25 protein-coding genes are annotated in these 24,098 nt (G+C 74.4%); 13 read left to right on the top strand and 12 right to left on the bottom strand.

Features of this window, described 5'->3' with window-relative positions:
- Nucleotides 1–78: 78 nt before the first annotated feature.
- Nucleotides 79–1,056: an EamA family transporter gene (locus ACUY4T_RS06020; protein ID WP_446018000.1), complete on the bottom strand. Its 978-nt coding sequence runs from the start codon at nucleotides 1,054–1,056 to the stop codon at nucleotides 79–81.
- Between the two features lie 95 nt (nucleotides 1,057–1,151).
- Here ACUY4T_RS06020 and ACUY4T_RS06015 point away from each other — a divergent pair, with 95 nt between their 5' ends.
- The gene (locus ACUY4T_RS06015) at nucleotides 1,152–1,550 is read left to right on the top strand and encodes a hypothetical protein (protein ID WP_446017999.1); all 399 of its coding nucleotides are present in this window, start codon (nucleotides 1,152–1,154) and stop codon (nucleotides 1,548–1,550) included.
- A 285-nt stretch (nucleotides 1,551–1,835) separates the two neighbouring features.
- Here the strand turns inward: ACUY4T_RS06015 and ACUY4T_RS06010 are convergent, their stop codons facing one another.
- Both ACUY4T_RS06010 and ACUY4T_RS06005 read right to left on the bottom strand, forming a co-directional pair.
- Entirely contained in the window at nucleotides 1,836–3,404 is a 1,569-nt protein-coding gene (locus ACUY4T_RS06010) for an FAD-dependent monooxygenase (RefSeq protein WP_446017998.1), read from the bottom strand.
- 49 nt (nucleotides 3,405–3,453) lie between these two features.
- Nucleotides 3,454–4,299 (bottom strand): DNA/RNA non-specific endonuclease, encoded by an 846-nt coding sequence (locus tag ACUY4T_RS06005; RefSeq protein WP_446017997.1) that lies wholly within the window; start codon nucleotides 4,297–4,299, stop codon nucleotides 3,454–3,456.
- Between the two features lie 108 nt (nucleotides 4,300–4,407).
- Between ACUY4T_RS06005 and ACUY4T_RS06000 the strand changes: the two genes are divergently transcribed.
- The 3 genes from ACUY4T_RS06000 (at nucleotide 4,408) to ACUY4T_RS05990 (ending at nucleotide 6,996) form a co-directional block, all read left to right on the top strand.
- On the top strand, nucleotides 4,408–4,833 hold the full coding sequence (locus ACUY4T_RS06000) for a DUF1304 family protein (protein WP_446017996.1): 426 nt from the start codon (nucleotides 4,408–4,410) through the stop codon (nucleotides 4,831–4,833).
- Between the two features lie 210 nt (nucleotides 4,834–5,043).
- Nucleotides 5,044–6,663: a molybdopterin-dependent oxidoreductase gene (locus tag ACUY4T_RS05995; protein WP_446017995.1), complete on the top strand. Its 1,620-nt coding sequence runs from the start codon at nucleotides 5,044–5,046 to the stop codon at nucleotides 6,661–6,663.
- Between the two features lie 6 nt (nucleotides 6,664–6,669).
- On the top strand, nucleotides 6,670–6,996 hold the full coding sequence (locus ACUY4T_RS05990; protein ID WP_446017994.1) for a hypothetical protein: 327 nt from the start codon (nucleotides 6,670–6,672) through the stop codon (nucleotides 6,994–6,996).
- A 21-nt stretch (nucleotides 6,997–7,017) separates the two neighbouring features.
- On the opposite strand, the gene ACUY4T_RS05985 is transcribed toward ACUY4T_RS05990, so the two are convergent.
- Entirely contained in the window at nucleotides 7,018–7,989 is a 972-nt protein-coding gene (locus ACUY4T_RS05985; protein ID WP_446017993.1) for an acetylxylan esterase, read from the bottom strand.
- A 91-nt stretch (nucleotides 7,990–8,080) separates the two neighbouring features.
- On the bottom strand, nucleotides 8,081–8,284 hold the full coding sequence (locus ACUY4T_RS05980) for a hypothetical protein (RefSeq protein WP_446017992.1): 204 nt from the start codon (nucleotides 8,282–8,284) through the stop codon (nucleotides 8,081–8,083).
- A 127-nt stretch (nucleotides 8,285–8,411) separates the two neighbouring features.
- Here ACUY4T_RS05980 and ACUY4T_RS05975 point away from each other — a divergent pair, with 127 nt between their 5' ends.
- Nucleotides 8,412–9,290 carry a carbohydrate kinase family protein gene (locus tag ACUY4T_RS05975; protein ID WP_446017991.1) on the top strand — a complete coding sequence of 293 codons (879 nt, stop codon included), beginning with the start codon at nucleotides 8,412–8,414 and terminating at the stop codon, nucleotides 9,288–9,290.
- A gap of 75 nt (nucleotides 9,291–9,365) precedes the next feature.
- On the opposite strand, the gene ACUY4T_RS05970 is transcribed toward ACUY4T_RS05975, so the two are convergent.
- From ACUY4T_RS05970 to ACUY4T_RS05960, 3 genes are read right to left on the bottom strand one after another with little or no spacing between them, the layout of a single operon-like run.
- Complete coding sequence (locus ACUY4T_RS05970; RefSeq protein ID WP_446017990.1) at nucleotides 9,366–9,812, bottom strand: pyridoxamine 5'-phosphate oxidase family protein; 447 nt, start codon at nucleotides 9,810–9,812, stop codon at nucleotides 9,366–9,368.
- Between the two features lie 51 nt (nucleotides 9,813–9,863).
- Complete coding sequence (locus tag ACUY4T_RS05965; RefSeq protein WP_446017989.1) at nucleotides 9,864–11,291, bottom strand: MBL fold metallo-hydrolase RNA specificity domain-containing protein; 1,428 nt, start codon at nucleotides 11,289–11,291, stop codon at nucleotides 9,864–9,866.
- A 2-nt stretch (nucleotides 11,292–11,293) separates the two neighbouring features.
- On the bottom strand, nucleotides 11,294–12,130 hold the full coding sequence (locus tag ACUY4T_RS05960) for a universal stress protein (protein ID WP_446017988.1): 837 nt from the start codon (nucleotides 12,128–12,130) through the stop codon (nucleotides 11,294–11,296).
- 130 nt (nucleotides 12,131–12,260) lie between these two features.
- Here ACUY4T_RS05960 and ACUY4T_RS05955 point away from each other — a divergent pair, with 130 nt between their 5' ends.
- Complete coding sequence (locus ACUY4T_RS05955; RefSeq protein ID WP_446017987.1) at nucleotides 12,261–12,677, top strand: arsenate reductase ArsC; 417 nt, start codon at nucleotides 12,261–12,263, stop codon at nucleotides 12,675–12,677.
- 30 nt (nucleotides 12,678–12,707) lie between these two features.
- On the opposite strand, the gene ACUY4T_RS05950 is transcribed toward ACUY4T_RS05955, so the two are convergent.
- Both ACUY4T_RS05950 and ACUY4T_RS05945 read right to left on the bottom strand, forming a co-directional pair.
- Nucleotides 12,708–13,328: a hypothetical protein gene (locus tag ACUY4T_RS05950; RefSeq protein ID WP_446017986.1), complete on the bottom strand. Its 621-nt coding sequence runs from the start codon at nucleotides 13,326–13,328 to the stop codon at nucleotides 12,708–12,710.
- Nucleotides 13,329–13,404: 76 nt separating this feature from the next.
- Nucleotides 13,405–14,793 (bottom strand): NAD(P)-binding domain-containing protein, encoded by a 1,389-nt coding sequence (locus tag ACUY4T_RS05945; protein ID WP_446017985.1) that lies wholly within the window; start codon nucleotides 14,791–14,793, stop codon nucleotides 13,405–13,407.
- Between the two features lie 92 nt (nucleotides 14,794–14,885).
- Between ACUY4T_RS05945 and ACUY4T_RS05940 the strand changes: the two genes are divergently transcribed.
- Nucleotides 14,886–15,254, top strand: coding sequence for a metalloregulator ArsR/SmtB family transcription factor (locus tag ACUY4T_RS05940; protein WP_446017984.1), 369 nt, complete (start codon nucleotides 14,886–14,888; stop codon nucleotides 15,252–15,254).
- A 26-nt stretch (nucleotides 15,255–15,280) separates the two neighbouring features.
- Here the strand turns inward: ACUY4T_RS05940 and ACUY4T_RS05935 are convergent, their stop codons facing one another.
- Nucleotides 15,281–16,201 (bottom strand): DNA-3-methyladenine glycosylase family protein, encoded by a 921-nt coding sequence (locus tag ACUY4T_RS05935; protein WP_446017983.1) that lies wholly within the window; start codon nucleotides 16,199–16,201, stop codon nucleotides 15,281–15,283.
- A 103-nt stretch (nucleotides 16,202–16,304) separates the two neighbouring features.
- Between ACUY4T_RS05935 and ACUY4T_RS05930 the strand changes: the two genes are divergently transcribed.
- The 3 genes from ACUY4T_RS05930 to ACUY4T_RS05920 all read left to right on the top strand — a co-directional run bounded on the left by ACUY4T_RS05930 (nucleotide 16,305) and on the right by ACUY4T_RS05920 (nucleotide 19,832).
- Complete coding sequence (locus ACUY4T_RS05930) at nucleotides 16,305–17,402, top strand: trans-sulfuration enzyme family protein (RefSeq protein WP_446017982.1); 1,098 nt, start codon at nucleotides 16,305–16,307, stop codon at nucleotides 17,400–17,402.
- Between the two features lie 92 nt (nucleotides 17,403–17,494).
- On the top strand, nucleotides 17,495–18,508 hold the full coding sequence (locus tag ACUY4T_RS05925) for an iron-containing redox enzyme family protein (protein WP_446017981.1): 1,014 nt from the start codon (nucleotides 17,495–17,497) through the stop codon (nucleotides 18,506–18,508).
- Between the two features lie 79 nt (nucleotides 18,509–18,587).
- Nucleotides 18,588–19,832, top strand: a complete 1,245-nt coding sequence (locus ACUY4T_RS05920; protein WP_446017980.1) for a cytochrome P450 — start codon at nucleotides 18,588–18,590, stop codon at nucleotides 19,830–19,832.
- Between the two features lie 63 nt (nucleotides 19,833–19,895).
- On the opposite strand, the gene ACUY4T_RS05915 is transcribed toward ACUY4T_RS05920, so the two are convergent.
- On the bottom strand, nucleotides 19,896–20,561 hold the full coding sequence (locus ACUY4T_RS05915; protein ID WP_446017979.1) for a BON domain-containing protein: 666 nt from the start codon (nucleotides 20,559–20,561) through the stop codon (nucleotides 19,896–19,898).
- 160 nt (nucleotides 20,562–20,721) lie between these two features.
- Between ACUY4T_RS05915 and ACUY4T_RS05910 the strand changes: the two genes are divergently transcribed.
- From ACUY4T_RS05910 to ACUY4T_RS05900, 3 genes are read left to right on the top strand one after another with little or no spacing between them, the layout of a single operon-like run.
- On the top strand, nucleotides 20,722–21,720 hold the full coding sequence (locus ACUY4T_RS05910) for a hypothetical protein (RefSeq protein WP_446017978.1): 999 nt from the start codon (nucleotides 20,722–20,724) through the stop codon (nucleotides 21,718–21,720).
- A gap of 9 nt (nucleotides 21,721–21,729) precedes the next feature.
- Nucleotides 21,730–22,977: a non-homologous end-joining DNA ligase gene (ligD, locus tag ACUY4T_RS05905; protein WP_446017977.1), complete on the top strand. Its 1,248-nt coding sequence runs from the start codon at nucleotides 21,730–21,732 to the stop codon at nucleotides 22,975–22,977.
- Between the two features lie 40 nt (nucleotides 22,978–23,017).
- Nucleotides 23,018–24,028 carry an SDR family oxidoreductase gene (locus ACUY4T_RS05900; protein WP_446017976.1) on the top strand — a complete coding sequence of 337 codons (1,011 nt, stop codon included), beginning with the start codon at nucleotides 23,018–23,020 and terminating at the stop codon, nucleotides 24,026–24,028.
- Nucleotides 24,029–24,098 lie beyond the last annotated feature (70 nt).

The following is a 24,098-nucleotide window of genomic DNA, read 5'->3' as shown; positions in this document are numbered from 1 at the left end:
GGGGGCTATGGCGGCGCGGATTGCGTCCGTTGTTGCACGAGTAGGGGCGGCGGCGGGCCCGCGGCGGGTGGCCAGCCCCTAGGGGATCGCCTGCGCCGTCGCCTCGAGGTCGGTCACCGGGCGGTCGCGCTGCGTCGCGAGGGCGAGGCCCGCGGCGCCGCACACCACCACGATCGCGATCGCCTCGACGGCCGTGAACCGCTCCCCGAGGACGATCACCCCGAAGATCGCCGCGATCACGGGGCCGAAGCTCGTGATGATCGCGTACAGCCGAGGCGTGATGCGCCGCAGGATGTAGGTGTCGAGGCTGTACGGGAGCGCCGACGACAGCACGCCGACGCCGAGCAGGAGCCCGACCACGCGCCAGTCGAGCGCCCCCACGTCGAGCGTCGCGATCGCGAACGGCACGAGCAGGCCGAGCGAGACGAGGCTCGCGACGGTGAGCCCCTCGAGTCCCGGCAGCTTCGTCGCCACGCTTCGCGTCAGCAGGATGTAGCCCGCCCAGCTCGCCGCGGCCGTGAGGGCGAGCAGCACGCCGATCGGGTCGACGCCCGACGCGGATGCCGCCGCGGCATCCGTCGCGCCCTCGGCGCCGCCCGCACCGCCGCCCCACGGACCGATCAGCAGGAACACCCCGGCTCCGGCAGCGACCGCGCACCCCACGTCGAGCAGCCGGCGCGAGGTGAACAGCGCGATCGCCAGCGGCCCGAGGAACTCGATCGTCGCGGCCACGCCGAGCCCCAGCCGGTCGATCGCCTCGTAGAACGACACGTTCATCAGCGCGAGCACGACGCCGAGCGCCAGCGCGGGCCGCAGCCGCCGCCACGTTAGCTCGGCGCGCTTCGGCCGGTAGAACGGCAGCACCGCGACGGCCATCACGAGCTGCCGGACGGCGACCACAACGAACGGGCCGACCACGGGGATCACGAGGCCCGCGAGCGACGACCCGAAGTTGATCGACACCTCGGTGCCGAGCTGGGTCGACGCGCCCGCGAACCGGCGGCGGCGGAGCGCGGCATCCGTCATCGCCGGCACCGGCGCGGTCTCGTGGGGCACCTCTCGAAGATACGCCCCGCGCGACCCGCGACTCGCGCGCGCGCCTGCCGCTCGCGGGGGCCCGGTTGTGGTCGGCTGTGATCAGGGGTGCGCGCATGACGAAGCCATTCGGAAGCCTGACCGACGACGAGGTGCAGCAGGCCGGGCGGGCCGAGCTGCGACGGGTCGTCGTGACCGACGACGTCGAGTCGTGGGACCTCCTCCTGTACCCCGCCGGCGGACTCGAGCCGATGGCGGTCGACGCCTTCAGCCTCGATGAGCTGACTCGCACGAACCCGCCGTCGTCGCGCGACCTCGCCGACGGGGTGGCGAAGGTCGTGCTCGGATGCCACGGCCTGCGCCGCATCGAGCCGTGGACGATGTCGCGCGACGCCACGAGCTGGTCGGCGCGCGTCGCGGTAGTGCCGGTCGCCGCGTCGGCCGAGGCGGATGAGGCGGCCGACGGGGCCGAGGCGGATGCCGCCGAGAGCCCCGGCGCGCCCGCCGCCGGCTGACCTTCGTCCCCGCCCCGCGCGCCCGCGCCTCGCGCCCGCCATCCCCCGCGCCCCGCGCCCGCCATCCCGGCGCCCGCGCCGCGCCCGCGCCCCGCGCCCGCCATCCCGGCGCCCGCGCCTCGCCCCGCGCCATCCCGGCGCCCACGCCCGCCATCCCTCGCGCGCCTCGCCCCGCGGCATCCCGGCGCCCGCGCCCGCCATCCCTCGCACGCCGCTGCGTTGCCGATTTCGCCGGGAATCGCGGCGTCGTTCCCGGCGAAAGCGGCAACCCGACGGCGGTGAGCGTCAGCCGTCGAGTTGCTCGCGGAAGCTCGCGGGCACCGCACCGGCCGGCGCCCGGCGCCCGGCCGGCACGCTCGCCTCGGCGGCCACGAACCCGTCGGGACGCACCAGGTACAGGCGGTCCGACCGCAGCGCGGCCGCCGGCGGGAACACGTGGTGCTCCACGCCGAGCCGATCGGCGACCCGCGCGACGAGCTGGGCCGGCGCCCCGTACCCGTGCACCTGCCAGCGCATCGCGCGCAGCGCGTCGAAGTTCGACGGGTCGCCGCCGGCGTACGGCAGCCGCTTGCCGACCACGTCGTCCCGCACCTGGGAGCGCGAGGGCGGTTCCGCCGACATCCGGTACCTGATGCGGATCTGCGAGAGGAAGCCGAACATGCGGCGGCCGCCGAGCAGCCGCGGCAGCAGCCGCACGGCGCCCGGGCCGAGGGCCGGGACGAGCCGGCCGCGGATGGCGTGCGCGAGCGCCGACGACGACGTGACCAGCCCGAACAGCCGGTCCGTCGTCGCGACGAGCCGGCGTGCGACGGGTCGGCGCTCGGCCTCGTACCGGTCGAGCCGGCGGCCCGGCATGCGCCCGACGAGCACGTCGGCGAGGGCGCAGGCGAGGTTGTGCGCATCCTGCAGGCCGGTGTTCATCCCCTGCCCGCCGACCGGCGAGTGGATGTGCGCGGCGTCGCCGACGACGAAGCAGCGGCCCTCCCGGAACCGCGCCGCGACCCGGTGGTGCAGCCGGTAGGTGGCGAACCAGGTCGATGAGCGGTAGCCGACGGTGAAGCCGCGCGCGATGCGCGACCGCACCAGCGACTCCGGGAGCCGTCCGCCCTCGGCGAGGTCATCGTCGCGCACGATGCCGAGGATTCGCGCGTGCCCGGGCCCGCCCATCGGGAACGACAGGAGGAGGTCGTCGGGCGCCATCCGGATGTTGACGTTCCCGTCCACGAGCCCGGTCGCGCCGAGCGCGTCGGCGACGAAGAAGGTGTGCGCGTTCGTGACGCCCTCGAAGGGGATGCCGCTCAGCTCGCGCACCGCGGAATGCGCGCCGTCGGCGCCGATGACGTAGCGGGCCTCGACGCGCACCGTCCCCCCGGACGCGTCGGCGCCGACCCGCTCGAACACCCCGGTGACGGATGCCGCGCCCCGCTCGAGCGCGACCAGCTTCAACCCCCACCGCACCTCGCGCCCCCGGGCCTCGAGCCCGTCGACGAGGATCCGCTCGTTGCGGCTCTGCTCGAGCACGGTGATCTCGGGGAACGGGGTCGAGCCGGCGCCGAACTCGCCCAGCGGCAGCCGCCCGAGCACCCGGTGACGGAACGCGAGGACCGCACCCACCGCCTCGGCGCGCTCGGCGACGACGCGCTCGGCGAGGCCGAGCTGGTCGTACAGCTCCATCGAGCGCGCCTGGACGACGAGCGCGCGCGATTCGCGCGTCGGCCCGAGCTTGAGATCGACGACGACGGCGTCGACGCCGAGCTTCGCGAGCACGTTCGCCGCCATCAGGCCGCTGGGGCCGGCGCCGACGACGAGCACGTCGGTCCGGAGGGTCTCGGTGTCGCGCTCGGGCTCCGCCATCACCCCAGACTGTCACCGACCGGCGCCGGACGGGAGGGGGTGGCCGGGGTCAGTCTCCGAGCAGCAGCTGGTCGGCCCCGGTGACGGCGCGCCACCCCTCGGCGGCGACCGTCCGCGGCATCCGATCGGCATCGACGAGCGAGGCCAGGTCGAGGCCGGACAGGTCGGCGACATCGGCCACGGGCACCTGGAACGTGCGGAACGGCCCGAGGTCGGGCACCGCCGTGGACCCGCCCGCGAGGCGCGACCGCTCCCGCTCGGCGAGCGCCGCCCGCGCTGCGGCATCCGTCACGTCGACGAGGGGCGACTGGTCGAGCACGAACGCCGCCGTCGCGAGCTCGTCACCCGATCGCCAGGCGACCACCTTGAAGAACCGCAGCGGTACGCGGATGCCGCGGTACTCCGGGTCGTCGGGCGCGAGCACCGGCGCGGTGAACACGCTGAGTCGCTGGGCGTTGACGGTGGCGAACGCGAGCACGTGGTCCTCGAGTCCGTTCCACAGCTCGAGCGACTGGTTGAACTCTGCCTGCTGCGGCGCCGCGTTCGGGTAGCGGAAGGTGTCGGCGTTCGCGCGCGCCGCGACCTCCGGCGGGCCCCAGACAGGGTCGCGCCGCCGCACGAGGTGACCGCGGTCGAGGTCGTTGCGGGCGTACACCGCGGGCCCTGCCTGCCATGCCTCCGGGATGCGGTCGTCGAACCGCCAGTCGTCGCCGCGCGGCACCTCGACGATGCGCACGCCGTCGACGTTCACGCCGGTGATGCGCGCGAGCCGCCGCGCGGTGTCGAGCACGACCGTGAAGTGCAGGTAGTCGAGCGAGACGGATGCCGCGGCATCCTCCTCTGGAACCGCGGGCAGCGCCGCCTCGACCCCGAGGAACCGCGCGTCGAATCCCATGCGCCCACCCGATCACGAGCCACCGACAGGCGGCCCGGCAGCCGTTCGACGAGGGTGTGCCCTGCTGTGGGGTCGCCGAGGGCCGATACGCAGAGGAGAATGCGCCCCATGAGTACCGTCGCGCAGGTACTGGCCGTCATCGAGGCGCTCACGCTCGTCGTGGTCGGCGCGCTCGAGACGTTCTTCTTCCGAGAGCCGGGGTTGTACGCGATCTTCCTGATCGAGCCCGGGGACTACGACGCCGTCGCCCTCTGGACCCGCAACGTCGGGGTCTACAACATGCTCATGGGGGCGGCGGTCGTCGTCGGCGTGATCCTCGCCCGCGGCGTCCACGTCGAGGCGGGGCGGACGCTGGTGCTCGCGGTCTCCGCGGCGCACGTCGTGCTCGGAGTCTCGCTCGTCATCACGGCGCCCGAACTGTGGTTGTCGGCCGTGTTCGAGGCGGGGCTCGCGCTTGCCGTGGTCCTGGCGGTGCTGCTCGGCGGCCGGCCGGCCGTGCGACGGTCGACGGACACGGCCGCGACGGCGTCCTAGGCGCGCCGCGCGGCACGACACCGCCCGGCCGATCCTGCCGGTGATCCGCGATCACGCGGTCGGGAGGGAAGCGAGCGGCGAGGTCCGACCTCGCCCTCCGCGCGGAGCTCGGATACGCCCCGTCGTGGGGAGCGTCCAATCCGGTTCCGCCCGCGCTGCGAACCACTCGCATGCGGGCCCGACGACCGCCCGCTCGGGGAGGGACAGGGCATGGCTCCGCGCACCCGCGATCGCGATGACGGCGGCGACCGCCGCTCCGGCCGCCCACGCCCACACCGAGTCCGGCTGTGGGCGGCGGTCTCCGGCGTCATCGCGGCGGCCGCGTTCCTCGCCGCGGCCGAGCTCGCGGCCCTGCTCGTCGCGCGCGATGCGAGCCCCGTGCTCGCGATCGGCGCGTTCGTGATCGACATCGTGCCGCAGCCGGTCAAGGAGTTCGCGATCGCGGCGTTCGGCGAGGCCGACAAGCCGGTGCTGCTCGCGAGCCTCGGCGCCGCGGTCGTCGTGGCGAGCGCGATCGCGGGGCTGCTGCAGCTCGTGCGACCGCCGCTCGGCTCGGTCGCCCTCGGCGTCGCGGGCGTGCTCTCGCTCGCGGCGACCGTCACCCGCGCCGGAGCGACCACATGGGCCTGGGTGCCGGCGGTGATCGGCACGATCGCCGGGGTCCTCGTGCTGGAGTGGCTGGTGCGGCGCCTGCGCACATGGCAGGCGAGCGCCCGGGCAGCGGATGCCGCGGCATCCGAGGACGTCACCGCACGAGCCGGTGTCGACCGCCGCGGGTTCTTCGCGCTGGCCGCCGTCGCCGCGGCATCCGCCGTCGTCGTCGGCGTGGGCGCGCGCATCGCGAGCGCCGCGACCTCGTCGATCGACGCGATCCGCGAGGCACTCCGGCTGCCCGCACCTCGCACGACCGTGGCGGTGCCGGCGGGCGCCGAGCTCGACCTGCCCGGGCTGTCGCCGCTCTACACCTCGAACCGCGACTTCTACCGCGTCGACACCGCCCTCACCGTGCCCGAGGTCGACCCGTCGACGTGGCGCCTCGTCGTCGACGGGATGGTCGGCCGCCGCGTCGAGCTCACGTTCGACCAGCTCGTGGCGATGGGGCTCGACGAGTTCTCGATCACGCTGACGTGCGTCTCGAACGAGGTCGGCGGCGACCTGCTCGGGACCGCGAAGTGGATCGGCGTGCCGGTGCGCGACGTCCTCCGCCTGGCGGAACCGCAGGCGGGCGCCGACATGGTGCTGTCGCGCAGCGTCGACGGGTTCACCGCGTCGACGCCGCTCGAGGCGCTCACCGACGACGCCCGCGACGCGATCCTCGCGGTCGGCATGAACGGCGAGCCGCTGCCGCTGGAGCACGGCTTCCCCGTGCGGATGGTCGTGCCCGGGCTGTACGGGTACGTGTCCGCGACGAAGTGGCTCACCGAGCTGAAGGTGACGACGTTCGCCGCCGACGAGGCGTACTGGACGCCACGGGGGTACAGCGCCCGGGCGCCCATCAAGTTCTCGTCGCGCATCGACACGCCGCGATCGGGGACGCCCGTCGCCGCGGGCACCGCCGTGATCGCCGGCATGGCCTGGGCGCAGACCGTCGGCATCGAACGCGTCGAGGTGCGGATCGACGACGGCGACTGGCAGGCGGCGACGCTCTCGACGCCGGTGAACGACGACACGTGGGTGCAGTGGTTCCTCGAGTGGGATGCCGCGCCCGGCACGCACTACGTCACGGCGCGCGCGGTGAACCGCGCCGGCGAGATGCAGGTCGAGGAGCGCGCGCCGATCGCGCCCGACGGCTCGACCGGATGGCAGCGCGTGCTGGTCACGGTCGCGTGACGACGGATGCCGCGCGTCGCCGCATCCGCCGGCGTCAACACCTCGACGGATGCCGCGGCATGCGGCAGCATCGACGATGGGCCGGTCCCCACTCGGGCCGCCCGGACGGAGGAACCCATGGCCGACGACCCCGGCACCCAGGACGCCCCGATCGAGGACGGCGCCACCGACGCGAGTCGCAGCGAGCGGATCCGCGGCATCCTCGTGCAGGTGCGGGAGGACGTGCGGATGGGGCACGCGCCGGACGAGGCCGCCCTGCTGCGCCAGCGCCTCGCCGACGCCGGCATCTCGGTCTCGGACGACGAGATCGAGCGGTACGTCGCGCACGAGTAGCCGCCGGCGGACGCGGATGCGTCAGCGGGCGAGACGCGCCGCCAGCCAGGCGGCCTGACGCTCCCACTGCACGCCCTGACCGCCCTCGTGGTCGTTGTACGCGTACTCGACGACCTCGGCGCCCACCGCATGGTGGTTGACGGCGGCGTACACGGTCGACGGCGGGCAGATCGTGTCCATGAGGGCGACCGACACGAACGCGGGCGCCGTGGCGCGCGCCGCGAAGTGCACGCCGTCGAAGTACGACAGCGTGCGGAACACCGTCGAGGCCGCATCACGGTGCACGCGCAGGAACCGCTCGATCTCGGCGTACGGGTCCTGGTCGGTCAGGCCCACCGCGCGCTCGAAGTGGCAGAGGAACGGCACGTCGGGCATCGCGGCGACGAGCCCCTCGACGAGTCCCGCCGCGGCGAGCGCGATCCCGCCTCCCTGCGAGATGCCCGTCACCGCGACGCGCGACGCGTCGACCAGGTCGAGCGAGCGCACCGCGTCGACCGCGAGCACGGCGTCGGTGAACACGCGCCGGTAGTAGTAGTCGGCGGGGTCGTGGATGCCCCGGGTCATGAAGCCGGGGTGCGCCGGGCCCGAGCCGTGCGGGTCGGGCGTCCCACCGCCGGTGCCCCACGCGCTGCCCTGGCCCCGCGTGTCCATGACGAGATGCGCGTAGCCGGATGCCGACCACTGGAGTCGTTCGTGCGGCAGGTTGCGCCCGCCGCCGTAGCCCACGTACTCCACGACGGCGGGGAGCGGCCCCTCGGCCCCGGCCGGCGCGGTGAGCCAGCCCTTGATCGGGTCGCCGCCGAACCCGGAGAACTCGACGTCGACGACGTCGACCAGCGTGAGCGGCGAGGCGACCCGGGTGAGGCGAGGCGGCTCGGCGACGGCCCGTGACGCGGCGAGCGTGTCGGCCCAGAACGCGTCGAAGTCCGCGGGCTCGTCGACGTCGGGCCGGTAGGCGCGGAGCTCGTCGACGGGCAGGTCGAAGCGGGGCATGCTGGGCTCCTTCACGGTCGGCCGGGGTGCCGGCGAGCCTAGTCGACGCCACCCCCATCCGACGCCGCCCGAAGCGGCCGGGGCCGGCGGCTCAGCGGCTCAGCGGCTCCAGCCCCGGATCGACCGCGCCCGCCTCGACCAGCCGCAGCTCGGTGCGCAGGGTGGTCGCGCGCGTGTACGCGTTCAGCGCGCGGATGCCCGCGAGCACCAGCAGGAACAGCGCGACGGCGAGCGCGATGAGCACGCCGTACAGCACCACGACGAGCAGGTTGAACCAGAAGAAGGAGTCGGGCATCCCCCGACCGTAGCGGCCCGTGGCCCGAGGGGGCGCGGGGGCGCGCGCACCGCTCGCGGCGCGGCATCCGTCACGGCAGGATGGACCGGGTGCCGCGACGCGCGCGGCGCGGACGAGGAGCGACAGCGTGAGCGGCAGGGTCATCATCTCCGGACCGGCATCCTGGAACGAGATCGTGCTGCTGGAGCACCTGCCCGAGCCGCGCCCGCACATGCAGTTCGCGCTCGACGACCACGAGACCGTCGGCGGGACCGGTGCGGGCAAGGCGCTCGGGCTGGCGGCGTTCGGCCGCGAGGTCGAGCTGCACACGCTGATCGGCGCGGATGCCGACGGCGAGCGCCTGCGCGGCATCCTCGAGCGCGTGCCCGGCCTCGAGCTGCACGCCGTCGACGGCGCCCGCACCGAACGCCACCTGAACCTCATGACGCCGCACGGCGAGCGCGTCTCGATCTACCTGTCGACGCCCGACGACCGTCCGGGTCCGGAGGACCATCGCCTCACCGCGGCGATGGAGGACGCGGCCGCGATCGTGCTCGACCTGTCCGAGCGGTCCCGCCGGATGGTGCCCGACGCGCGGGCGTCGGGCCGCCCGATCTGGACCGACATCCACGACTACGACGGCACGGCGGAGTTCCACCGGCCCTTCATCGACGCGGCGCAGGCGGTGTTCATGAACGGCGACCGCATCGGCGCCGACCCGCTCCCGTTCATGCGCGAGGTCGTCGACGGCGGGGCACGGCTGGTCGTGTGCACGCTCGGCGCGGCCGGCGCCGTCGCGGTCGCCCGCGCCGCGGACGGCGCGCCGGTCACGGAGCACCGCGTCGAGGCCGTCCCGGTCGAGGTCGTCGACACCAACGGGGCGGGCGACGCGTTCATGTCGGGCGTGCTGCACGCCACGCTCGACGGCGCCGACGTCGATCAGGCGCTCGAGGTCGGGGCTCGCCACGCGGCATCCGCCATCGTCACGCGGCACCTGCACTCGTCGCTCGACGCCCTCGTCGACTGAGCCGCTCGGCGCCTCGCCGAGGCGGCCGGGGCGACGGATGCCGCGACGCAGCCCACGCCGCGGCATCCGCCCGGCCTACTGCGCCGCCCCCTCGGCACGGCGGCGCAGGAACGCGCGCCCGTGCACGTCGGTCGCCTGGATCCGGACCCAGCGCGGCTTCTCCTCCGGCGCCCACGGGGTCACGCCGAGCGTCTCGGCCTGCGCGATCTCGGTCTCGCGGTCGAACTCGCGGGCCTCGCCCTTGACGACCACGCTGTACGCCTCCTCGTCGCTGTAGCCGTCGACCTCGAACGCGACGTTGGAGTGGATGGTGAGCTCGAGCAGCTTCGTGCCGGGCGCGGTGCGGAAGACGATCGCCGGCCCGTCGACGCCCTCGCGGTCGACCTTGTGGTTGACGGGGAAGATGTCGACCTCGCCGGCCGCCGAGGCGGCGACCCGTCCGTAGGGTGCGGCCTCGATGAGCCGCCAGCATTCGTCCTCCTCCAGGTGGCGGGTGGGGGGCCGGTCGTCCTGCTCGTCCATGGGGTCCTCCTCGGTGCGGTCGGTGGTCGGGGTCGGTGGTGGTCGGGCGGCTCAGATCGAGGCGTCGATCGCCTCGATGGCTCCGACGCTATCGTCGGGCCGGGAGGTCGGGCCAGCCTCGACGACGACGCGATCGCCGTGCTCGGGCACGCGCACGGCCCATCCGAGCTCGCGCTTGATGCGCGCGCGGAGGGCGTCGGCGGCGGCGGCCTCGCCGTGGGTGACGTAGGTCATGCCGGGGGCGGATGCCGCGGCGCGGAGCCAGTCGAGGATCTCGTCCGCGTCGGGATGCGCCGACATCCCCTCGATCATCGTCACCTCTGCGCGGATGGGGACGTCCTCCCCGAAGATCCGGAGGCTGCGCTCGCCCGCGGCCAGCGCGGCGCCGCGTGTGCCTCCGGCCTGGAAGCCGGTGAGCACGATGGCGTTGTGCGGGTCGGAGCCGTAGGCCTGGATGTGGTGGAGGATCCGCCCGCCGGTGAGCATGCCGCTCGCGGACACGATGATCATCGGCCCGCCGCGGAGGTTCAGCAGCTTCGAGTCGTCGACCGTGGTGATGCGGGTCGCGAGGCGGTACATGCGCGTGAGCGCGTCGTGGTCGAGGCGGTGCTCCTCGGGGTGCCGCTCGTAGATGCCGGCCACGTCGACCGCCATCGGGCTGTTGAGGTAGACGGGCACGTCGGGAAGGTCGCCGCGCTCGGCGAGGCGCGAGAGGTGCAGCAGCACGGTCTCGGTCCGCCCGACCGCGAACGCGGGGATGAGGACCACGCCGCCGCGCCGGGTGATCCGGGCGATGACGTCGCCGAGCCGATCGGCCGGGTCCTCGTCGGCGTGGCGACGGTTGCCGTACGTCGACTCGGTCACGAGCACGTCGCACGGCTCGAGGTCGGCGGGCGGCCGCATGAGCGGGTCGTGCCGCCGGCCGAGGTCGCCGGTGAAGTGGAGCGCCCGGCCGCCGGCCTCGAGGTGGACCTGGGCGGCGCCGAGGATGTGGCCGGCGCGACTGAACCGCACGTCGACGCCGCGGGCGGCGCTGCGGGATTCGCCGAAGTCGAGCCCGGCGAAGCGCGGCAGGGTCGCCTTCACGTCGTCGGAGGTGTAGATCGGCCGGGGGTCGCGGTGCCGCGACCAGCCCCGCTTCGCGGCGTGCCTGGCCTCCTCCTCCATGAGGTAGGCGCTGTCGGTCAGCATCACCCGGCAGAGCTCGATGGTGCCGGGGGTGGCCAGGATGCGACCGGCGAAGCCGTCGCGCACGAGGGCGGGAAGGTACCCCGAGTGGTCGAGGTGCGCGTGGGTCAGCACCACCGCGTCGATGCTCTCCGGCTCGACGGCGAACGGTCGCCGGTTGCGCTCGCGGAGCACCTTGTAGCCCTGGAACAGTCCGCAGTCGACCAGCACGCGCGCGCCGTCGGACTCGACGAGGAACCGCGAGCCGGTGACGGTGTCGGCGGCGCCGAGGAACCGGATGGTGGTGGGCATCGCTACTCGTTGTCGCTGACGACGATGACGGGGCCGGCGGCCTCGAGCAGCACGTCATGGCTCACCGAGCCGAGCAGGAAGCGCGCCATCCCGCCCGTCGCGTGGCTGCCGACGACCACGACCCGCGCCGTGCGGGACGCCTCGGCGAGGATCGGCGCCGGACCGCCCTGCTCGAGCCGGCCGGACGGTTGCGCGTCGAGCGACCGCGCGTACTCGAGCGCCTCGTCGAGCACGTCGCGACGCATGTCCTCCATCAGCTGCACGTCGCCGAGGTACTCGACGTAGGCGGAGTTCCAGCTGGTCGGGACGACCCACGCGTGCACGAGCTGGAGCTCGTCGCCCGTGCGCCGCGCCTCCTCGACGCCCACGCGCACGGCCGCCATCGACTCGACGGAGCCGTCGACGCCGACGACGACCGTCCGGCGCTCGGCGGCGTCCCAGTCGAGCGGGATGACCGCGACGGACCCGCGCGTGCGATGCGCGGCGAGTCGGGCGCCGAGGGTCCACGCCGACTCCCGGCCGTGCGACGAGGTGCCGACGACGACGAGCACGTCGTGGGCGAGGCGGGCGCCGAGCTCGCGCTCGGGACGCCCGTGCAGCGTCTCGGTCGTGATGGTGCGCCCGGGGTGATCGCGGCGGACGGCCTCGGCGCGATCCATGAGCTCGATGCGGGCCTCGGGCAGGTCGCCGGTCGCGCGGAGGTACTCGCTGGACTGGTCGGCGCCGGGGATGACGTGCACGAGTTCGACCGGCTCGTCGCTCGGCCGGGCGAGGGCCCAGCGGAGTGCGGCTTCGGCGTGCTCCGCCCCGTCCCATGCGACGACGATCTTCGTGAACACGCGGCACCACCCCTTCGCCGGCCGCGGCGGCTGCGGCCTGCCCTCAGCCTCCCCGTGCGCGCGGTCACCGGGGTGGGCCGAAGGTCACTCGGTCACCGGCTGTTCAGCTGCACCGCCTACACTCCGGCGTATGAACGAGAAGCCGACGGTCCTGTTCGTGTGCGTCCACAACGCGGGCCGTTCGCAGATGGCCGCGGGCTACCTGCGGTCGCTCGGCGGCGACCGGGTCGAGGTGCTCTCGGCCGGCTCCGCCCCGAAGGACGAGATCAACCCCGTCGCGGTCGAGGCCATGGCCGAGGAGGGCATCGACATCGCCGGCAACACGCCCAAGGTGCTGACGACCGACGCCGTGCGCGAGTCGGACGTCGTGATCACCATGGGCTGCGGCGACGCCTGCCCGATCTTCCCGGGCAAGCGCTACGAGGACTGGGAGCTCGACGACCCGGCCGGCCAGGGCATCGAGGCGGTCCGGCCGATCCGCGACGAGATCCGCCGCCGGGTCGAGGTGCTGATCGGCGAGCTGCTGCCCGAGGGCGCACCCGCCTGATCCGCGCGGGGCGCGCCTCGAACCGCTGCGTCAGTTGGCGTCGTACATCCCCGTGACGTGCACGGCGTACCCGTGGCATCCGGCGTCGCGCCAGTCGTAGTCGTCGCCGCTCCCCTCGTTGCGCCCCCAGAGCGCGTACCACTCCGCATCGAACGCCGGCGCGGCGGTGTCGATGGGGCCGGGCGTGAGCATCCAGTACGGCGTGAACGTGTAGTCGAATCCCTGCTCGAGCATGCAGTCGGCGATGATGCCCGCCTGCTCCAGCCAGATCTCGGCGTTGCGTCGTTGCTCCTCCGACCAGTCGGCGGGCGGACGCGGGATCGTCGAGAGGTCGGTGGAGGCGTCGTACACCGGGTCGACGGACTCGTCGGCGGCCGGTTCGGCCTCGGCGACCGGCTCGGCCGACGCCGAGGGGACGGGTGAGGCGCTCACCGGCGCGGCGAGGGTGGCGACCGTCTCGGATGCCGCGGCTCCGTCGCCCTCACCGTCCGATGCGGTCGATCCGGTCGGGCTGCCGGCCCAGACCGCGAGGCCGACGATGCCGGCGGTCAGCACGGCGGCGGAGCCGGCGACGAGCGCAGCGGGGAGCCGCCGGGACGGGGCCGCCGTCGCCTGCGGGGAATCGGGGTCGGAAAGGTGCTGATCGGGCATGTCGGGCCTCTCGTGGGTCGGGAACGGCAGGGCACCGACCACTTTAGGAAGATATCTTCCTATTCGCAACGGATCATCAGCCGCAGCAGCCGGAGGCCGCCGCCGGAGTCATCTCCTGCGGCGTCGCCGGCCCGGCGGGAGCCACCGCGCAGGTCGCGGCATCCGCGCCATCCGCCGGCAGGCTCGTCGAGCACACGCCGGTGGCTGGCAGGACGAGCCGCACGTCACGGGCCGCCACGTCGTCCCCGGCGATCCATGCGGTGATCGAGCGGACCTGCTCGTACCCGGTCGCGAGCAGGAACGTCGGCGCCCGCCCGTAGCTCTTCATGCCGACGAGGAAGAATCCGGGCTCCGGGTGCTCGAGCTCGGCGAAGCCGTGCGGCTCGACCGTTCCGCACGTGTGCACGTTGGGGTCGATGAGCGGGGCGAGGCGCCGCGGCGCCTGCACGATCTCGTCGACGTCGAGGCGCACCTCGCGCAGCATGTCGAGGTCGGGGCGGAAGCCGGTCGCGTTCACCACCAGGTCGGTCTCGTGCTCGACCGGCTCGCCGTCGCGCAGGCCGTGCAGGCGCACGCCGTGGTCGGTCCGGCCGAGCCGCACCGTCTCGAAGCGATCCACCAGCTCGATCCGGCCCGAGGCCACGAGGCGATCGACGCGACGCCCGATCGTGGCCCTCGCCGTGAGCTCGTCGTCCTCCGAGGTCGTGACGCGGACCGCGGTCGCGTTGCGGATCAGCCAGGTGACCCGGGTGCCCGGCTCGGCCTCGGCGAGCGACGCGAGTGCGAGCAGGGTGTTCGCGGCGGAGTGGCCGGCACCGACCACGGTCGTGTGGCGCCCCGCGAAGCGCGGCCGGTCGCGACCCAGGACGTCGGGCAGCGCGTGCACGACGCGGTCGGCGACCTCGTCGAACCCGAGCGGGTCGAGGCCGGACGAGGCGAGCGGGTTCGGCTGGTCGTACGTGCCGGACGCGTCGATCACCGCGCGCGCCGTCGACTCCTCGACCCCGTCGGCCGTCCGCACCCGGAGCAGGAACGGCGTCGTGGCGCGGTCGGTGGTCCGGGTGCGGTCCATCCCCCGCCGCGTGACCGCCTCGACGCGCACGCCCGTACGGATCCGCGAGGCGATGGGGGCGAGCGCCGCGAGCGGCTCGAGGTACCGCTCGACGAGCTCGGCGCCCGTGGGCAGCGACTCCGGGGCGGGCGGCGCCCAGCCGCTCGCCTCGAGGAGGCGGCGCGACGCGGGGTCGACGACGAGCTTCCACGGCGAGAAGAGCCGGGTGTGCCCCCAGCGGCGGATCGAGCTCGCGATCTCGTCGCCGGCCTCGTAGATCACGAAGTCGAGGCCGCGCTCGACGAGGTTCGCCGCCGCCGCGAGGCCGACCGGCCCGGCGCCGATGATCGCGACGGGCGGTGTGTCGAGCGCGCGGTCGCGTGTGGCCGGTGCGGCGAGGTCGGTCAGGGTCATGGTCGGGTCGCTCCTCCGAGATATCGATGAACTTCGATATGTACGGTCCTCCATCCATCGACGTTTGTCAATATTCGGCGTAGGATGTCGCCATGACCACCGCCACGCAGCTGCTCCCCCTCGCCGACACCGCGAGCGCCGCCTGCTGCGCCCCGCTCACGCGAGAGACCATCGAGCCCGACCAGGCCGACCTCCTCGCCCGCAAGCTCAAGGCCCTCGCCGACCCGACCCGGCTCCGCCTCGTCTCGATCGTCGCCGCCTCCGAGGGCGAGGAGGCCTGCGTCTGCGACCTCGTCGAGCCCGTCGGCCTCAGCCAGCCGACCGTGTCCCACCACCTGCGCATCCTCATGGAGGCCGGCTTCCTCACGCGCAGCAAGCGCGGCACCTGGGCCTACTACCGGCTCGTGCCCGGCGCGCTCGGCGAGCTCTCGCAGTTGCTCGACGTGACCGCCTCGCGCTGACTGACCGGCCGGAGCAGGGAGACGGCTCAGCGCGAGCGGTGGTCGACGAACGACATCCGCGGCCCGCGGCGCGGCCGACCCGGCACCCCCGCGGCCATCAGGAGCCGGATGACCCGGTACCGCTGCCCCGCCCACGGCTCCAGCGCCACGAGCATCTCGTCGTCGGTCATGTCGCGCCCGTACAGCGCGTGGCCCACGTAGTTCGAGACGTGGTAGTCGCCGACCGACACCGCGTCCGGGTCGCCGAAGGCGCGCTGCGCGACCTCGGCGGCGGTCCAGACGCCGATGCCCGCGAAGTGCGTGAGGCGCGAGGTCGCCTCGGCCGGGCTCAGCCCGGCCGCCTCCTCGATCCGCTCGGCGTACACGGCGACCCGCTGCACGGTCGCGGCGCGCCGCGGGTCGACGCCGGCGCGATGCCACTCCCACGACGGGATGGCGCGCCATCCGCTCGCCGACGGCACGACGCGCATCGGCCGGGGCGTCGGGCCCGGCGCGGCCGACCCGAACCGCAGCAGCAGCCGACGCCACGCCGCGTGCGCCTGCAGCGAGATCACCTTCTGCTCGAGGACGGCCGGCACGAGCGCCTCCATCACGCGCGCGGTGCGCGGCACCCTCAGCCCGGGATGGCGGCGGTGCGCCTCGGCGAGCAGCGGAAGGCCCGGCGCGAACCCCGACGTGTCGTCGCGCTCGCCCAGCATGGACGGCGCGAGCGCGATCGCCGCCTCGGCACCGGGACCCCACGCCTCCACGCGCACCCGGTCGCGGCCGAGCTGCCGCACGCGCAGGGTCGCCGCGCCGGCGTCGGTCAGCGTCGTCCGCCAGACCGCGCCGTCCGGGCCGACGCCGAACGCGGGGTCTCCGGGACCCCGGCGCAGCGGGCCGAGCGTCTGCGCGACGTCGGTCTCGTGCGGGGCGCGCCAGTCGATCGCGTGGTCGGGGGTCACCATCCCAGTGTGCGCCCTCCCGCCGTCGATCCGCCGAGCGCCCGGGGCGGTGCCGCCCGGCACGCGACTGCGGCATGATCGAGGCATCCAGCCGAGGAGACACCACATGACGCACGACCACGATCGCAGCGAGCTCCACCCCGACACGGTGGCGATCCACGCCGGACGGCCCGATCGCACGCCCGACGCCCCGCTGAACACGCCCGTGCACCTCACGTCGACGTACGCCGCCGGCGGGCCGGTCGCCTACGGCCGGTACGGGAATCCGTCCTGGACGGCGTTCGAGGAGGCCCTCGGCGCACTCGAGGGCGGTCGCTGCGTCTCGTTCGCCTCGGGCAACGCCGCCATCGCCGCCGTCTTCGACCTCGTACCCTCGCGCGGGGTGATCGTGGCGCCCCGGCACTCGTACACCGGCACGGTCGGGCAGCTGGCCGACGTCGCGGCCGGCCGCGACATCGAGGTGCGCTGGGTCGACGTGCGCGACACCCGGCAGGTGGCGGATGCCGCGACCGGGGCCGACCTCGTGTGGATCGAATCGCCGACCAACCCCGCGCTCGAGGTCGGCGACCTCGGGGGGATCGGACGGGCCGCGCGTGGGGCCGGCGCCCTGTTCGGCGTCGACAACACGTTCGCCGGGCCGCTGCTGCAGCGTCCGCTCGATCACGGCGCCGACCTCTCGGTGCACTCGGCGACCAAGTCGATCGCCGGCCACAGCGACGTGCTGATGGGCGCCGTCATCGGCCGCGACGACGCGCTGCTCGACCGCGTCGAGCAGCGCCGCCGCCTCAACGGCGCGATCCCCGGCGCGTTCGAGGCCTACCTCGCGCTCCGCGGGCTGCGCACGCTGCCCGTCCGCCTCGAGCGCATGCAGTCCAACGCGAAGGCGATCGTCGCCGCGATCGAGGGCCACCCCGCGCTGGAGGAGGTGCGCTACCCCGGGTTCGGCACCATCGTGTCGATCGTCGTGCGGGGCGGCGCGGATGCCGCGGAGCGGGTCGCCGACGCCACCCGCGTGTGGCTGCACGCCACGAGCCTCGGCGGGGTCGAGTCCACGCTCGAACGCCGTCGTCGGTGGTCGGCCGAGGCGCCGACCATCCCCGAGGGGCTCGTGCGGCTCTCGGTCGGGCTCGAGCACACCGACGACCTGGTGCACGACCTCGAGCGCGCCCTCGCGTCGGCCGTCCCGCCGCCCGCCGTCGACTGAGCGGGGCGATCCCGGCCCCGCCGCGTCAACCCCCCGCCCATCTCGCCGGCCGGGAGTACCGTGAGGGGTACCACGCAGCGAGGAGGCGCAACGTGTCGCTGGCGGACGCTCCGACGCCGGTCGGGCCGGACCGGGATCCCCCCGGCTCCGCGGCATCCGACCCCCTGCGCCCGATGGCGCCGCCGGAGCCGCGTGGTCCGTTGAGCGCCGCGCTGCTGCGGACGATGACGCACCAGCGGCTCGCCGGTCTCGACCTCGTCGATGCGAGTGCGACCGGGGCGCTGGCGCGCACGCGCGACGTGCTCGACGACGACGACATCCAGCTCGCGCTCTTCCTCCTCTACGAACTGCATTACGGCGGCATCGCCGACGTGCCCGACGCATGGGAATGGGAGCCGCGGCTGCTGCAGGTGCGCGTGGAGCTCGAGCGGGCCTTCGAGCTCGCCCTGCGGCTGACGGTGCCGCAGCCGGCGCCGGACCCGGCGGACGGCATGCCCGAGGCGCTGGTCGCGCTGGTCGAGCGCGACCGCGACGCGAGGCTGTCGCGGTACCTCGAGGAGGAGGCGACCGCCGAGCAGGTCCGCGAGGTCCTCGTCTGCCGCTCCATCGTCGTGCCGCGGGAGGCCGACCCGCACATCTGGGCCGTCCCCCGCCTCCACGGCACGGCCAAGCTCGACCTGGTCGAGATCCAGGCCGCTCGATACGGTGTGGGCCGGCCCGGCCGGAACCGCTCGGCGGGCTTCGCGGCGACCCTGCGGGCGGTCGGGCTCGACGACCGCTACGGCGCGTACGCCGACCACGTCCCCGCCCGGGTGTTCACCTCGATGAACGTCATGTCGCTGTTCGGGCTGCACCGCCGGTGGCGCGGCGCGATCGTCGGCCACCTCGCGGCGACCGAGCTGAGCGAGGCGCCGGCATCCCGCGCCGAGCGCGACCACGTCGCCGCGACGCGCCTCGCGGCCGAGCTGGCCGAGACCGAACCGGCCCTCGCGGGCGACATCCTCTTCGGGGCCTCGGCCCGCCTCGCGGTCGACCGGCGGCTGTGGGACGGTGTGCGGGAGGCGTTCGAGCGCGGCGCATCGGCCCTGCGGATGCCGCCGGGCTGACGCGGCCGGCGACGGCGCGTTGCGGGACACGCGTCAAGCCCCTTGCCCGTGCCCGCCGTGCGCGCCCTACCGTGGAACGATGAGCGACACCCCTACCGTGATCCCCCGCTCACCCGCCCCCGACGACACGCTGGCGTTCCTGAAGAACGGGTACCTCTACGGCACCCGCCGGTTCCGGAAGCTCGACAGCGACGCGTTCGAGGCACGGCTGGCCGGGACGCGCGCCGTCGTGATGCACGGCCGCGAGGCCGCATCCGTCTTCTACGAGGGCGACCGCTTCTCGCGCGAGCGCGCGATGCCGTCGTCCGTGCAGCACCTCCTGCAGGACGTGGGCAGCGTGCAGGCGCTCGAGGGACCGGCGCACCGGCACCGCAAGTCGATGTTCATGCGCATGCTCGACGACGCGAGCGTGGCGCGGCTCGTCGCCGCGTTCGAACTCGAATGGCGACGCGTGCGGGCCGAGCACGCGGGGCACGAGGTGCCGCTCTACGACGTCGCCAACCTGGCGCTCACGCGCGCCGGGCTCGCGTGGGCGGGCGTGCCGGCCGACCGCGTCGACGACCGGGACCTCGCGGGCCGGTTGGCCGCGATGGTGGACGCCGCGAGCACGGTCGGACCGGTCAACTGGGCCGCGCGCGTACGCCGCCGCCATGCCGAGGACTGGGCGGCCGGGCTCGTCGCCGACGTCCGCGCCGGGACCGTGCACGCGGACCCCGACGCCGCCGTCCGCGTCATCGCGGACGGCTCCGACGAGCACGGCGCCCCCCTGCCCGAGGAGGTCGCCGCCGTCGAGGTGCTGAACCTGCTGCGCCCCGTCGTCGCGGTGAGCCGCTTCCTCGTCTTCACGGTGCACGCCATGCACACGCACCCGCAGTGGCACGCGATCGTCGAGTCCGACGCCGATGCGGCGGCCCGGCTCGCGAACGAGGTGCGCCGGTTCTACCCGTTCTTCCCGCTGATCGCCGGCACCGTGCAGCGTCCGTTCGAATGGCGGGGCCGCGAGTTCGCGCCGGGCGAGCGCGCCATCCTCGACCTGTACGCGACGAACCACGACCCGCGCAGCTGGGACGAACCCGGCCGCTTCCTCCCCGAGCGGTTCGAGGGCTGGTCCGGCGACCCGAACACGCTCGTCGCCCAGGGGGCCGGGGAGGTCGCGACCGGGCACCGCTGCCCCGGCGAGGCCGCGACGATCGCGCTGACGGCGCGCTTCGCGCAACTCGTCGCCCGCCGGCCCTTCTCGGTCCCCGACCAGGACCTGCGCATCAGCCTCCGGCACATCCCCGCCCTGCCGATGGACCGGATGCGCGTCGCGATGCGGACCTGACCGCACGCGTCCGGGAGACGGCCCGGCCGGTCCCCCGAACGGCCGGGCCGCACGCTCCCCGGATCATGCCTGGGGCATCACCGCGAGGTGGTTCTCGACGTGCTCGACGTGCGGCGACGCCCACGCCGCCTGCTCCGCCTGCGACCGTTCGAGGTACGACGACACCCAGCCGGTCAGCTTCACGGTCGTGCCGTCGGCGCTGACGTCGACGTGGTTGGCGTCCACGACCGCATGCCGGACCAGCGCCCGCCGGATCCGCTCGGCCGTGTCCTCGGCCGAGGGCCGGCGCTTCAGGGCGATCCGGCTCTCGACGGAGCGCACCCCGGGGATGCGGCTGACGGCCGAGCGCACCCCGTCGCGCTGGAAGTTGTACTCGACCTCCCCGGTCAGCAGGACCCGGTGGCCGCGCACCTCGGCGCGGACCGAGTTCGGATCCGAGCCGACCCACGACACCTCCCGTTGCACCGCGCGTGCGATGTCCGCCTCGTCGGGCTCGCGGTCCCCGGCGACCGCCACCTCGAGGTCGTCGATGACCGTGGTCACGCCCCTGACCCGCTCGGCGGCCCGGATCGCGTCGGCGCGCTCGGCCAGGTTCGCCACCCCACCGGTGAGCCGCACGGCACCGTCCTCCACGGAGACTCCGATGCCCGCCCAGTCCAGGCCCGGGGTCCAGTCGAGCTCCTCCTCGACCCACATCTTCACCTCGTCGTCGGTGTACCGGTCGGACATGTCCGCCTCCTCGGTCGTGCCTCGATCCCATGCTCCGTCCGGCCCTGCGCCCGAACCGGGGCGAAGGTCCCCCGAGCGGCGGGGGGCGGTTCCGTGCAGGCGGCATCCGTGCCACTCTGGGATCAACGGCACTCGTTGCCGCGCACGAGAAGAGGTCGTCATGGCCCGGCTGCCGCGACACTCCCCGTTCGCGGGTCGTCACGCTCGCGCGGGCGTGTCGTTCCTCGCGGTGGCGGTGATCCTCGCGGCGACGAGCGTGTCGGTCGACCTCACCGTGCCGGGGCTGGCCTCGCCGGCGTGGCGTGCGATCGTCGCGACCGCGTCGCACGTGCTCGAGTTCGTCGCCGTGTGGATCGCGCTGCCGATCGGCGCCGCGCTGGCGCTGACCGCCGGCGACCGGGTCGCGGGGTGGCGGCGCGGGCTCGCGGTCGGGGTGGCCATCGCCGCGCCGATCCTCGTCCAGGTGTCCGGATCGGCCCGGTCGCCGTTCCTCATCCTCATCGCACTCGCGGCCGCCGTCGGCGGGTACGCCCTGATCGTCTACGGGGTGACCGAGCACCGCGGCGACGACCCGCATCCGCGCGGAGGCGTCGTCGCGGTCGCCGTGCTCTCCGCAGCGAACCTGGTCGTCATCGTGCTCGGCCTGCTGCACCTGCTGCTGTGGAACCCGGTGGCGCGCGTGGAGGCGCTCGACATCGCCCAGATCTACCTGGTCCTGGCCGACGCCCCGGGCGGGGTCGACGGCGGGCCGGCGGCCTGGGCCGCGATCGCCGCGCTGGCCACCGTCGTGGGCGCCGCCGCCGCACTCGTCGGGCTGCGCGGGGGGACCGTCAACGCCCATTTCGTCGTCACCTGCGGCCTCCTGCTGATCCACGCGACGAGCTTCTTCCTGTGGTGGGCCGGCATCGGCATCGACGAGGAGCTCGCGGCCACGTTCGGCGGGCCGATCGGCGACGCCTCGCCCGTCGGCTCCCTGCTCGCGCTCGTCGGCGCCGGGTGCTTCGCCGCGGCGATCCTGATGCAGCTGCTCCCAGCCGCGAAGGAGAACGAGGTGGCGGACGACGACGCCGAGGACGACGCCGGCGGAGAAGACGACGACCCCGGTCGTTCCGGGGGCGACGGCGCCGAGCCCCTCGCCCCGGCATCCGTCACCTCGTAGTGTGGTGTCGTGGCGGCGGCCCGGAAGGATGACGCGGAGGTCCTCGACATCGGGGGCCACGCGGTCCGGGTGAGCCACCCCGACCGCGTCGTCTTCCCCGAGCCGGGCCTCACCAAGCTCGACCTCGTGAACTACTACGTCGCCGTCGCCGAGGGCGCGCTGCGCGGTGCGGGCGGCCGGCCGATGGTCCTGAAGCGGTTCGTGAAGGGGATCGGCGCCGAGCCGTTCTTCCAGAAGCGCGTGCCGGAGAACCATCCGGACTTCATCGACACCGCGACACTGCAGTACGCGCGCGGGACGTCGGCCGAGGAGGCCGTCGTCCGGGATGCCGCGGGGCTCGCGTGGGTCGTGAACCTCGGCTGCCTCGACCTCAACCCGCACCCGGTCCGCGCCGAGGACCTCGACCATCCCGACGAGCTGCGCGTCGACCTCGATCCGATGCCCGGCGTCGACTGGTCGCAGATCGTCGACGCCGCGATGGCGGCGCGCGAGGTGCTCGACGACCACGGGCTCGTGGGCTGGCCGAAGACCTCCGGGTCGCGGGGCCTGCACCTGCTCGTCCGCATCCGGCCCGAGTGGGAGTACGCCGACGTGCGGCTCGCCGCCGAGGCGCTCGCGCGCGAGGTCGAGCGCCGCGCGCCCGGGCTGGCGACCGCGCGCTGGTGGAAGGAGGAGCGGGGCGAGAGCGTGTTCGTCGACTTCAACCAGAACGCGAAGGACCGCACCGTGGCCTCCGCCTACTCCGTCAGGCCCCTGCCCGACGCGCGCGTCTCGACGCCGCTGGATTGGGGAGAGGTGCGCACGCGCCGGCCGGAGGAGTTCACGGTCGCCACGGTGCTCGAGCGGTTCGCCGAGCGGGGCGACGCGCATGCCGGGCTCGACGACGCGGTCGGCGGCCTGGAGGGCCTGCTCCGGCTCGCGGCCGAGCTCGGACCGGCGGAGAAGGCGCCGCGCGGCGCGGGGTCCGACGGCTCCGGCCGGCGGGTGTCGCGGATGCCGCTCGTCGAGGTCGCCCGCACCGAGACGAAGCCCGAGGCGCTCGACGCGCTGGAGCGGTGGAAGGACGCCCACCCGGAGGTGGTCGCGCACCTCTCCCCCGCCGACGTGATGCTCGACGGCATGCGCGGGTCGAGCTCGCTCTGGTACCGCGTCCGCATCAACCTGCAGCACGTGCCCGAGGCGGAACGTCCCGAGCAGGGGCCGCTGCTCGCCGACTACGACCCCTGGGCGGGCCGGTCCGCCGGCGCGGCGGAATAGGGCACCGCGCGTCCAAGGAGGCGCGTGGCAGCATGGGCGGATGAGCGCGAAGCGGATCCTGTTCATCGGCGGCAGCGGCGTCATCAGCTCGGCCTGCGTCGCGCGCGCCGTGGCGGTGGGGCACGACGTGACCGTCTTCAACCGCGGCGGCTCGTCCGCCCTGCGGCCGCTGCCGGACGCCGTGCGGCAGGTGGTCGGCGACATCCGAGATGCCGCGTCGGTGCGCGAGGCACTCGGGCACGCGGGCGGCGACCCGCTCGAGTTCGACGTCGTCTGCGAGTTCACCGCGTTCACCCCCGACCACGTGCAGGCCGACCTCGACCTGTTCGAGGGCCGCATCGGACAGTACGTCTTCATCAGCTCGGCCTCGGCCTACCAGACGCCGCCGAGCCGGCTGCCGGTCACCGAGTCGACGCCGCTCGTGAACCCGGTGTGGCAGTACTCGCGCGACAAGATCGCCTGCGAGGACCTGCTCGTCGAAGCCGTGCGCGATCGAGGGTTCCCGGCGACGATCGTGCGCCCGTCGCACACCTACGACGCCACGCTGCTGCCCACGCTCGGCCATTGGACCGACATCGCACGCATGCGCGCCGGGAAGCCGGTGGTCGTGCACGGCGACGGCACGAGCCTCTGGACGATCACCCACCACGAGGATTTCGCCGTCGCGTTCGTCGGGCTGCTCGGCAACCCGATGGCCGTCGGCGACGCGTTCCACATCACCGGCGACCATGCGCCGACCTGGAACCAGATCTACGGCTGGCTCGCGGATGCCGCGGGCGTCGCCGATCCCGAGTTCGTGCACGTGGCATCCGAGACCATCGCGGCGGTGCACCCGGACTGGGGGCCGGGCCTCCTCGGCGACAAGGCGCACTCCATGGTCTTCGACAACGCCAAGGTCAGGGCCCTCGTACCCGAGTTCCGGACCACGATCACGTTCGACGAGGGGGCGCGCCGCATCCTCGCGTTCCACGACGCCCACCCCGAGCTGCGGCGCGTCGACCCGGTGGCGGATGCCGCGTTCGAGCGCATCCTGGCACTGCCGCGGAGCTGATCCTCGTCAACCCGTTCCGCGGCCGCGCTGCCCGCATTAGCCTGTGGAATGCGCCGGCTCGACCTCCGGG

This window comes from Agromyces arachidis (genome assembly GCF_052805135.1).
Note: the sequence above shows the minus strand (reverse complement) of the source record. Positions and strands in the feature narration are given on the sequence as shown.